This window comes from Mucilaginibacter sp. P4_E8, assembly GCF_056401495.1.
The window spans coordinates 1-10299 of record NZ_JBFUJG010000157.1 but is presented as its reverse complement, the minus strand read 5'-3'; the positions used below and the strand labels follow the sequence as shown (position 1 = coordinate 10299).

10 protein-coding genes are annotated in these 10299 nt (G+C 41.9%); 8 read left to right on the top strand and 2 right to left on the bottom strand.

The genetic code is table 11. The features are described 5' to 3' along the window. Positions 1–244: 244 nt before the first annotated feature. Together guaB and AC1DRQ_RS26900 are read left to right on the top strand one after the other, a co-directional pair. A complete protein-coding gene (gene guaB, locus AC1DRQ_RS26905; RefSeq protein ID WP_477428506.1) occupies positions 245–1714 on the top strand; it encodes an IMP dehydrogenase in 1470 nt (489 codons plus the stop codon). Between the two features lie 93 nt (positions 1715–1807). Then, the gene (locus tag AC1DRQ_RS26900) at positions 1808–2392 is read left to right on the top strand and encodes an LOG family protein (protein ID WP_477428504.1); all 585 of its coding nucleotides are present in this window, start codon (positions 1808–1810) and stop codon (positions 2390–2392) included. A 119-nt stretch (positions 2393–2511) separates the two neighbouring features. Here AC1DRQ_RS26900 and AC1DRQ_RS26895 read toward each other — a convergent pair whose 3' ends face one another. Next, positions 2512–2829 carry a cupin domain-containing protein gene (locus tag AC1DRQ_RS26895; RefSeq protein ID WP_477428503.1) on the bottom strand — a complete coding sequence of 106 codons (318 nt, stop codon included), beginning with the start codon at positions 2827–2829 and terminating at the stop codon, positions 2512–2514. 80 nt (positions 2830–2909) lie between these two features. Continuing rightward, complete coding sequence (locus AC1DRQ_RS26890) at positions 2910–3683, bottom strand: C1 family peptidase (RefSeq protein ID WP_477428501.1); 774 nt, start codon at positions 3681–3683, stop codon at positions 2910–2912. A gap of 227 nt (positions 3684–3910) precedes the next feature. Between AC1DRQ_RS26890 and AC1DRQ_RS26885 the strand changes: the two genes are divergently transcribed. From AC1DRQ_RS26885 to AC1DRQ_RS26860, 6 genes are all read left to right on the top strand, one after another. After that, a complete protein-coding gene (locus AC1DRQ_RS26885; protein ID WP_477428499.1) occupies positions 3911–5539 on the top strand; it encodes an acyl-CoA carboxylase subunit beta in 1629 nt (542 codons plus the stop codon). A 144-nt stretch (positions 5540–5683) separates the two neighbouring features. Next, the gene (locus AC1DRQ_RS26880) at positions 5684–6094 is read left to right on the top strand and encodes a DUF3592 domain-containing protein (RefSeq protein ID WP_477428497.1); all 411 of its coding nucleotides are present in this window, start codon (positions 5684–5686) and stop codon (positions 6092–6094) included. A 29-nt stretch (positions 6095–6123) separates the two neighbouring features. Continuing rightward, the gene (locus tag AC1DRQ_RS26875) at positions 6124–7296 is read left to right on the top strand and encodes a dipeptidase (protein ID WP_477428495.1); all 1173 of its coding nucleotides are present in this window, start codon (positions 6124–6126) and stop codon (positions 7294–7296) included. 27 nt (positions 7297–7323) lie between these two features. Continuing rightward, positions 7324–8304, top strand: coding sequence for a toxin-antitoxin system YwqK family antitoxin (locus AC1DRQ_RS26870; RefSeq protein ID WP_477428493.1), 981 nt, complete (start codon positions 7324–7326; stop codon positions 8302–8304). Positions 8305–8380: 76 nt separating this feature from the next. Next, positions 8381–9337, top strand: coding sequence for a thioredoxin-disulfide reductase (gene trxB, locus AC1DRQ_RS26865; RefSeq protein ID WP_429399428.1), 957 nt, complete (start codon positions 8381–8383; stop codon positions 9335–9337). 414 nt (positions 9338–9751) lie between these two features. Next, positions 9752–10299 (top strand): glycoside hydrolase family 20 zincin-like fold domain-containing protein (locus AC1DRQ_RS26860; protein WP_477428490.1); only part of this gene is annotated, 548 nt, incomplete at its 3' end.

The following is a 10299-nucleotide window of genomic DNA, read 5'->3' as shown; positions in this document are numbered from 1 at the left end:
GACCTCACCAAGGTATTGGTGGAAAAAGACCTATTGATATGATCACCTTAAACAACACAAAATAAACCTGCTACCTTGTCATCGAATTACTAAACCCTTACAGCAATGACGCGTTTGTAAAACCAATTATCATTACAAGGCAATTTTCTGTTCACTTTTAAATAAATCCTCAATCTCAATTCCGATATCCGAAATATTTATTACCTTTGCCCGGCAAATAATAACTCCAAAATAATTATTTGCTATGCAGTTAGACCCATCAAAGTTTGTTGCCGAAGGATTAACCTACGACGACGTTTTACTACTCCCGGCTTATTCAGAAGTTTTACCGCGCGAAGTTAACACGAGCACTTTTTTAACAAAAAAGATCCGTTTAAACATCCCGATCATATCCGCCGCAATGGATACCGTTACCGAATCTGGTTTGGCTATTGCCATTGCCCAGGCGGGTGGTATAGGTATGCTTCATAAAAATATGACCATACAGGCCCAGGCCGACGAAGTACGCAAGGTTAAGCGTTCTGAAAGTGGCATGATCCAGGATCCGGTAACGCTGTTGGAGGATGCTTTGCTTGCAGATGCTTTCCAGATCATGAAGGAGTTTAGCATTGGCGGTATCCCGGTAATTGATGCAGAGCATAAACTGAAAGGGATCATCACTAACCGCGATCTGCGTTTCCAAAAAGATATGACGGTACCAGTTAGCCAGGTAATGACCACACAAAACCTGATCGTAGCTCCCGAAGGCACTACATTGACCGAAGCCGCGGCTATATTACAGGGCAACAAAATTGAAAAACTGCCCGTTGTGAATAAGGATGGTATACTGGTAGGGCTAATCACTTATAAAGACATACAAAAAGTTAAAAACTTCCCTAACGCCTGTAAAGACGAATTTGGCCGTTTACGCGTAGGGGCGGCGGTTGGGGTTGCTGCTGATAATATTGACCGCGTTACCGCACTTGTTAATGCAGGTGTTGATGTGGTTACGGTTGATACTGCTCATGGTCATTCAAAAGGAGTTATAGAGATGGTTAAGGCGGTTAAAAAATTATATCCAGACCTGCAGGTTATTGCCGGTAATATTGCCACTGCCGATGCTGCCATTGCTCTTGCCGATGCAGGTGCCGATGCAGTTAAAGTAGGTATTGGTCCGGGTTCTATCTGTACAACACGTATTATTGCCGGTGTTGGTGTTCCGCAACTTTATGCGGTTTATGAGTGTGCAAAAGCATTGGAAGGCCGTGGTATCCCGGTAATTGCCGATGGTGGTATTAAACAAACCGGTGATATTGTAAAAGCCATTGCAGCTGGTGCAAGCTCCATCATGGCGGGCTCTTTATTCGCAGGTGTTGAAGAATCACCAGGCGAAACTATTATATACGAAGGCCGTAAATTTAAATCATACCGTGGCATGGGCTCGGTTGAAGCTATGGCAAAGGGCTCTAAAGATCGTTACTTCCAGGATGAAACTGATGTGGTTACCAAATTGGTTCCCGAAGGTATTGTGGGGCGCGTACCATTTAAAGGCAACATGGCCGAAGTGATATTCCAATACATTGGCGGTTTACGTGCGGGGATGCACTACTGCGGAGCTGCAAACATTGAAGATCTGCAAAGAGCCAAGTTTGTACGCATCACAGCTGCAGGCATGCGTGAAAGCCATCCGCACGATATTACTATCACTAAAGAGGCGCCTAATTATACCAGGTAAGCTTTTAGTGATAAAAAGATAAATAAATAAAGGGGGAATCAATTGGTTCCCTTTTCTTGTAACTAAATACTTTTAACTTTTATATTTATTGCCATGAAATCTATCTGTGTATTTTGCGGAGCCAACTTTAATGGCGACCCTATTTTAAAACAAGCTGTTGAGCAACTGGCTGAAGTAATGGTGAGCCGCGATATTACCCTGGTGTATGGTGGTGGTAAGGTAGGGGTAATGGGTATATTAGCCGATGCGGTTTTGAAAAAAGATGGTAAAGCTATTGGAATAATCCCCCAATTTTTGATGGATAAAGAAGTTGGTCATACAGGTTTAACCGAATTGCATATTGTAGAAAACATGCACCAGCGCAAGCAAATGATGAATGATCTTAGCGATGGCATTATTACCTTGCCCGGTGGCCTGGGTACACTCGAAGAATTTTTTGAGGTATTAACCTGGCTGCAGTTAGGTTTGCATAACCACCCGATAGGTTTACTGAACGTGAATGGCTACTATGATTTTTTGCTGAAACAACTGGATGTAATGGTGGAGCAAAAATTCCTGAAACCCACTAACCGTAACCTGGTGATCACCTCCGGCGATCCTATTGAACTTGTTAATCTGATGGATGGCTTTAATGTAACCCCCGACGAAGTTTGGTTTAAAGACAGAAATCTTATTTAAGTCTTAAGTTCTGAGTGTTGAGTCTTAAGTCTTAAGTCTTAAGTCTGATTTGAAATAGTAAAATCAGACTTGGGACTTTCGACTAAGGACTTTCGACTCCATACTCAGAACTTAAGACTTTATTCCCCACCCTCCGGGCCGTAAAAAATAACCCAGGTGGCAAAGTCATCAGTAAAATTTTCAAAGCGGTGTTCAACGCCGGCTTTTACAAACAGTACGTCGCCTTGTTGAAAGGAGGTACGTACGCCGTCGTTTAAAAAATCACCATATCCGCTGATGATCACATAAAGTTCGTCCTGCAAATGCGGGGTTTGCGGGTCGATATTTACCGGCCTGTATATTTCAACCGACATACTGCCGTGTTGTATCACCTTAACAAATAAATTTCCGGGTTTATCGCTTAAATGCTGAAGTGCTCTTATTACAGATGATTTCATCCTAATTAATCTTGTACATTAATGTTGTTATGAGTTTTGAGCCTATTAGTAACTCAAAACTCAATACTTATAACCCGATACTATCCCTCTACCTGACTGATTGTCCAAAAATCGTCGGCCAGGTCAGTGCTGGTGATGTAATCATAAGGCATATAAAAATAACCCTTAAGTCCCCAGGTATCGCCCCAGCTGTTGCGTACAAGAAAAGCCTTCTTTTTATCATCATAACCAACCGCCATTACCGCATGGCCGCCTAAAACACTTTCATTTTTTGAAGGCATGGTCATTATGCCGCTTTTAGCCATTTTATCGCCTTCAAAACTCTGGTATACGGTAAAGCCAAAAACAAAAGGGTTGCCGGCTGCCAGGCAGGTTTTAAGCTCATTAATTGCTGTGTTGTTTAAACGGGTATACTGTAAAGCCTGACTTTTAAGGGCTTTTTTATATAGTTTTTTTGTTGGTTTTTTGGCAAACTTGCTTATGTTATAAGGCCAAAGTACTTCATCGCAAACACCTTGCGTAGCCACCGATTTAATGCCATCACGTATCTGTGCACCGCTATCTTCCTTAACATGACCTTCCATAACGCGCTCATTATAGTAAATAAACAGCCTTGATGGGGTAAAAACCGTCAGTTTTTGTTTTATCAACTCAAACTGAAAAGCCCCGCCTATAGCATTGGCAGTACATGAACCTAATGACCCCTGGTCATAAACAGGCGGGCATTGCGCACGCAGATCAACCAACGGCGGAGCAGGTTTAGCTAAGGCGTCACGACGTACAGTAGCGTATCTATAGTCTCTTTGATCGGGCAGGTCAGGGAGCCAGCCGTAATGTTTTGTTTGCTGTATCATATCAAGGGAGGGATTAATTATATGATAAAGGTATACTGTTTATGGAGAATTTATTAGCGTGTTTTTACGTAATTTAATACGTGTTGGCACCTAATATTTGAACATGATAATTGGTTGATTAGCAACCCTGAAATGTATTGATATACATTAGTGCAAAACAAAACAACAATTCGTTGGCTTTTCCTCCTATAATTTTTCCTAATTTACATTTCCTATTAAAACCAATTATGGATATCGGGTTCAATATAAATGAAGATATAAACAAACAGCTTGTTTATGAGCTGAACACAAGGCTAAAAAAAATACATGAAGGCGGTGGCGAAAAGGCTGCAGCCAAACAAAAGGAAAAGGGCAAAATGCTGGCCCGTGAACGTGTTGCCTATCTGATAGATGATGATAAACCCTGGCTTGAGTTGGGCGCTTTTACTGCCGATGGTATGTATGCCGAACATGGCGGTTGCCCCTCGGGAGGGGTAGTATGCGGTATTGGTTATGTATCGGGCAGGCAATGTGTAATAGTGGCCAACGATGCTACGGTGAAGGCCGGTGCCTGGTTTCCGATAACGGCTAAAAAGAACCTGCGCGCGCAGGAAATAGCTATGGAGAACCGCCTGCCTATCATTTACCTGGTTGATTCGGCAGGGGTGTACCTGCCCTTGCAGGACGAGATATTTCCGGATAAAGAGCATTTTGGGCGAATATTCCGCAACAATGCTATCATGAGCAGTATGGGTATCATCCAGATCTCGGCCATTATGGGTTCATGCGTAGCAGGTGGGGCTTATTTACCTATAATGAGTGATGAAGCCATGATCGTAGAAGGTACAGGCTCAGTTTTTTTGGCCGGATCATACCTGGTAAAATCGGCCATTGGCGAGGATGTGGATAACGAAACTTTAGGCGGGGCAACAACCCATTGCGAAATATCGGGTGTTACCGATTATAAACAGGCTAATGATCAAGCCTGTCTCGACTCGATACGTAATATCATGAGCATGACCGGCGATTATAACAAGGCTGGGTTCGACCGCATTAAACCATTCACCCCCAAATTAAACGAGAAGGATATTTACGGTATACTGCCCGACAACCGGGAAAAGGCCTATGATATGCACGAGATCATCCTGCGCCTGCTTGACGATTCGGCTTTTGAGGAATATAAAGAGGGTTATGGCAAATCAATCATTTGCGGTTTGGGCCGTATCGACGGATGGGCGGTGGGCATAGTGGCCAACCAGCGCAAGGTCATCAAATCAAAAAAAGGTGAAATGCAGTTTGGTGGTGTTATTTATTCTGATTCGGCCGATAAAGCCACCCGCTTTATCATGAACTGCAATCAGAAAAAGATCCCGCTGGTGTTTTTGCAGGATGTTACCGGGTTTATGGTAGGCAGCCGGTCTGAGCAGGGGGGTATCATCAAAGATGGGGCAAAAATGGTGAACGCCGTAGCGAACTCGGTAGTGCCTAAGTTTACTATTGTAATAGGTAACTCTTACGGGGCAGGCAACTATGCCATGTGTGGCAAAGCTTATGACCCGAGGCTGATCTATGCCTGGCCATCGGCAAAAATAGCCGTAATGGGCGGCGGACAAGCAGCCAAAACCCTGTTGCAGATCCAGGCTGCTGGCTTAAAAGCCCGTGGCGAACTGGTAGACGAGGTAAAAGAACAGGAACTACTTAAAGAAATAACTGATCGCTACAATGCACAAACAACGCCATACTATGCCGCCGCAAGGCTTTGGGTTGATGGTATCATCGATCCGCTGGAAACTCGCAAAGTAATATCCATGGGTATTGAAGCTGCTAACCACGCGCCGATAGAAAAGGCGTTTAATGTGGGGGTGATACAGACATAAAGAAAGATACAATTCTCCTCCATGTCATTGCGAGGAACGAAGCAATCTCACAGTACAGGTAGCAGACCCTGCATGATGAGATTGCCACGCTACGCTCGCAATGACATGCTTTATAATAATATTAGAATCAGCTAATCAGCGGTCATGAACGCAACAAATAATGAAATTTTAGTAATTACAGGAGGGGCTTTTCTCGCAGGGATAGGTGTGATAAAAATCTATTTACGCAAGCAGCTTCAAAAAACTGGAACCAGGGTTAACGGTGTTGTCATCAGAATAGACACCAATATAGGTATAGGTAAAAGAAATCTGTATTATCCTGTTTTTAGATTCGTTACTCTCGAAAATGAAGTAATTATCAAACGCTGGACATGGGGCTCTAACCCTTCAATATATAGTGAAGGTGAGCGTGTTGAAGTAATTTATGACCCAACTGATAAGAACCACTTTATAATAGATGATTTTTCGGGAAAAATAACTGGATATATACTGGCAATCGTTGGGTTTGCCTTGATATTAAGTATAATTTTTGATTATATATTACATCAGGCATAATCAACAATCAAAATTTCTATCTTGAGTTTATGAAAAAGCTACTTGTCCCTCTATTACTACTATCACTTAAGCTTTCAGCTCAAAACGCTCAACAGATCCATCAAAAAGCCATTTTAATTGATACCCATAACGATGTTTTATCTAATCAACTGATCACTAAGTTTGATCTGGCCAAACGACAAACAGAAGGCGACTTTGACCTCGTTCGCGCTAAAGAGGGTGGTTTGGATGCGCAAATCTTTTCGATCTGGTGCGGCGAAAGTTATAGCAAGGGAACGGCGTTCGCTTTTGCTAACCGGGAGATAGATTCGTTATACGCGCTCATCAACCGCAACCCGGATAAAATTGCTTTGGTGCGTAACAGTGCCGAATTAAAAAAAGCGGTTAAGCAAAACAAGCTGGCAGCACTGGTAGGTGTTGAAGGCGGTCACATGATAGAAGACAGGTCGGATTATATTGACAGCCTGGCCAAACGGGGTATGTGCTATTTAACCCTCACCTGGAATAATAGCACCTCATGGGCTACATCGGCACGTGACGAGGTTACGAAGAAAGATAGTCTGCCGCATTTGGGCTTAACTGATTTCGGCAAGCAGATAGTTCATCACCTGAATGATCTTGGTGTAATGGTTGATGTATCGCACGTAGGCGAACGTACTTTTTATGATGTGCTGGCCACCAGCAGCAAGCCTGTGATAGCATCGCACAGTTGTGCTTATACCCTTGATCCATTCAGGCGTAATTTAAAAGATGATCAGTTGAAAGCGCTGGCTAAAAACGGGGGAGTGGTATGTGTAAATTTCTATAGCGGATTTGTAGATAGCGCTTATACCCCTAAGGTTAACGTGTTTCTTCATCAGCATAAAGCCGAGCTGGATTCATTAACCAAAATTTATCACGATGTTGACTTGGCCAATATCAGGCTGAATACCATATATAAAACTGAATCGGATCAGTTACGGCCACCTTTAAGCCTGCTCATTAAGCATATTGATTATATAGCAAAACTAATAGGCGTTGATCATGTTGGCATAGGCTCTGATTTTGATGGCGCCGAATCCTATCCATTAGGCATGGATAGTGTAAGCGATTATCCCAAAATAACCGAAGAATTACTGAAATTGAACTACAGCGAAAAGGATATTAACAAAATATTGGGTGGTAATGTAATGCGGGTGTTAAAGGCAAATACGGGTAAATGATTACCTTTATCCGCTTAAAATTATCACATGCTTAAACCTTACTTTATCCTTCTGTTTTTATTGGTTATTACGTTAACCGCAGGCGCACAAATTCGTAAAGCTTATATAACTGATGATGGTTCCAGAACTCTTGATTCATCAAAAGCAGCTTCATATATTTTATATCAAAAAATGGAAGGCGATTCTGCCTGGTCAACAAAACAATATGATATGAACGATACCATAATGACCATAGGTACATTCAAAGACGAGCAGTTTACTATCCCGTATGGTAAGTTTATTTATTATAAACTACTGAAGCCCAAATCGCCAATCCAATTCAAATATGATTATGTAAAACATAAGATGGATACTATAATGTGGGAGCCTAAAAATTTTATTATATCTAAAGGATATTTTTTGAATGGTGAAAAAACCGGGAGATGGGTCGAATACAATGAGTTTGGACGAATTCTTCGTAGCAGTACTTTTGAAAAAAGCAAGTTAAACGGTCTGCAACAAAATTATAATGAGGCCGGTGGATTAATGTCAGAAGGTAATTATGTTGATAACAAGCCAGATGGAAATTGGTATGCATTTGGAATCAATAACGATACTTTAAAGATATATAACTTTAAAGATGGATCCTTTAAGAAACGTATTCTTGATAAACCAGTAGAAATTATTGATTGTAAACCACAGTATGATCTGCTTCAATATCTAAATTTAGAACTCGCTGATAAAAAATTTCATAAACTTGGCTCATTTGAAGTTTTATATCGTTTGATAATTACTAAAGAAGGGAAACTTACTAAACCTGAAGTATTTACAGCATCGGATTTAGAAATTGATTCTGCTATCATCAATAAGCTATTGGCTGCACCTGATTGGGATCCAAAATATATTAAAAAGGAAGCTGTAAATCAAATCATATCTCTGAACTTTGAAGTGAAAACAAGCAAAAACAAACCAATACAAATTTCATATCCATTTAGAAACTATTATAAACATTACGGACAACCTAACTAACAATGGCAATATCCTGACCAATCACTATTGATTCGCTTCTGAATAAACCTTAAATTCGCATACATTTTTATAATCAATGTCTCAAGAAACTGAACACGTAAAATGCCTGATCATAGGCTCTGGTCCGGCTGGCTATACTGCCGCAATATATGCTTCAAGAGCTGATTTAAAGCCTGTTATGTACACTGGCTTATTAGCCGGCGGGCAGCTTACTCAGACTACCGAAGTGGAGAATTATCCGGGTTACCCTGAAGGTATCATGGGTCCCGAAATGATGGAAGATTTCCGTAAACAAGCCGAACGCCTGGGTACCGATATCCGTTTTGGCTATGTAAGTTCTGTTGATTTTTCAAGCTTACCGCATAAAGTGGTGGTTGATGATGTAAAAACTATCACAGCCGATACCGTAATCATTTCAACCGGCGCATCAGCAAAATGGCTGGGGCTGGAATCTGAAGAAAAGTATAGCGGTTTCGGTGTTTCGGCCTGTGCCGTATGTGACGGGTTCTTTTTTAAAGGACAGGATGTTGCCATAGTAGGTGCGGGTGATACTGCTGCCGAAGAGGCTACCTATCTGGCTAAATTATGCCGTAAGGTATCTATGATTGTTCGCCGCGATGAGTTCCGTGCTTCAAAAGCCATGGTACACCGCGTGTTGAATACCCCGAACATCGAAATTTTATACAATACCGAAACCAAAGAAATACTGGGCGACGGACAAAGCGTAACCGGTGTTAGGGTTACCAATAATATAACAGGTGCTGACACTGATCTGGAGGTTAGCGGATTTTTTGTGGCAATAGGTCACCACCCTAATACCGATATTTTTAAAGGCTGGTTAAAAATGGACGAAACCGGTTATATCATCACCCGTCCCGGTTCAACAGAAACCAATGTGGAAGGTGTGTTTTGCTGCGGCGATGCCCAGGATCACATCTACCGCCAGGCGGTTACTGCGGCAGGTACAGGTTGTATGGCAGCCATTGATGCTGAACGTTATCTGGCCGCTAAAGAGCATGTAGTTACTGCATAGGCCTTAGCCTCACCTAAATCCTCTCCAAAGAAGAGGACTTTGAGAAAATATATTAAAGAGCCATCTGTTTACAGATGGCTCTTTTGCTTTCAGCAGTCGCTCGGTTCTTGCCCACAGGTGTTGGGAGGAATTATTTTCTATAAAAAATGTCATTTCGATGAGCAGGGGTGATTGCGTGGTGGGGCGAAGAGAAATCTTGTATGCCATGCATTTACACGTTCGATACAGGTCGTATAAGATTTCTCCTCGTTCCTCGTCGAAATGACAACGTTTTTATTTCTTCCACCTATGGGGCCCAACCGGGCGACTGCTATGTAGATTAAATCAGTGCTACATATTTTTTACACTTCAAACTTCTTATATTTTTTTAAAAACTTATATATTCACAACTTCGTACCAACCTGATTAATAAATATGTATAAAAAAGCTCCTTTAATGCTGTTTGCCCTGCTTACAGTATTTGCAACTGTTGTGAAAGCACAGGACACCGATCCTAACTTAGGCATCATCCCGGTCCCGGTATCTGTAAAAAAGGCCACTGGTCAGTTTGCATTAAGTCAGCAAACCACTATCCAGGCCGATTCGCCCTCAAACAAAGCGGTATTGTTTTTTAAGGATTATCTGGCAAACAATTTAGCCTATCATAAGGCAATAGTTGCAAAGAGTAGTAAAACAACAAACGTTATTACGCTAACCTCGGCCGGTACGGATAATTTACCTGCCGAAGGATACCGCCTAACCATTACACCACAACAGATTACGGTTGCTGGTAAAGGAGCAGGACTTTTTTATGGAGTACAAACACTGTTGCAGCTGATGCCTGCAGAAAGAAGCGCTACAACCAAACTGCCTTGTGTACAGGTTGAGGATTATCCGCGTTTTTGTTATCGCGGGGCAATGCTCGATGATGGCCGTCACTTTTTTTCGGTCGAGATGGTTAAGAAATATATCGATCTTTTTTC

Coding starts and splice junctions, on each gene's coding strand:
- AC1DRQ_RS26875 (WP_477428495.1), top strand. CDS start 6,124: ATGAAAAAGCTACTTGTCCCTCTATTACTACTATCACTTAAGCTTTCA.
- trxB (WP_429399428.1), top strand. CDS start 8,381: ATGTCTCAAGAAACTGAACACGTAAAATGCCTGATCATAGGCTCTGGT.
- AC1DRQ_RS26880 (WP_477428497.1), top strand. CDS start 5,684: ATGAACGCAACAAATAATGAAATTTTAGTAATTACAGGAGGGGCTTTT.
- guaB (WP_477428506.1), top strand. CDS start 245: ATGCAGTTAGACCCATCAAAGTTTGTTGCCGAAGGATTAACCTACGAC.
- AC1DRQ_RS26890 (WP_477428501.1), bottom strand. CDS start 3,683: ATGATACAGCAAACAAAACATTACGGCTGGCTCCCTGACCTGCCCGAT.
- AC1DRQ_RS26885 (WP_477428499.1), top strand. CDS start 3,911: ATGGATATCGGGTTCAATATAAATGAAGATATAAACAAACAGCTTGTT.
- AC1DRQ_RS26870 (WP_477428493.1), top strand. CDS start 7,324: ATGCTTAAACCTTACTTTATCCTTCTGTTTTTATTGGTTATTACGTTA.
- AC1DRQ_RS26895 (WP_477428503.1), bottom strand. CDS start 2,829: ATGAAATCATCTGTAATAAGAGCACTTCAGCATTTAAGCGATAAACCC.
- AC1DRQ_RS26900 (WP_477428504.1), top strand. CDS start 1,808: ATGAAATCTATCTGTGTATTTTGCGGAGCCAACTTTAATGGCGACCCT.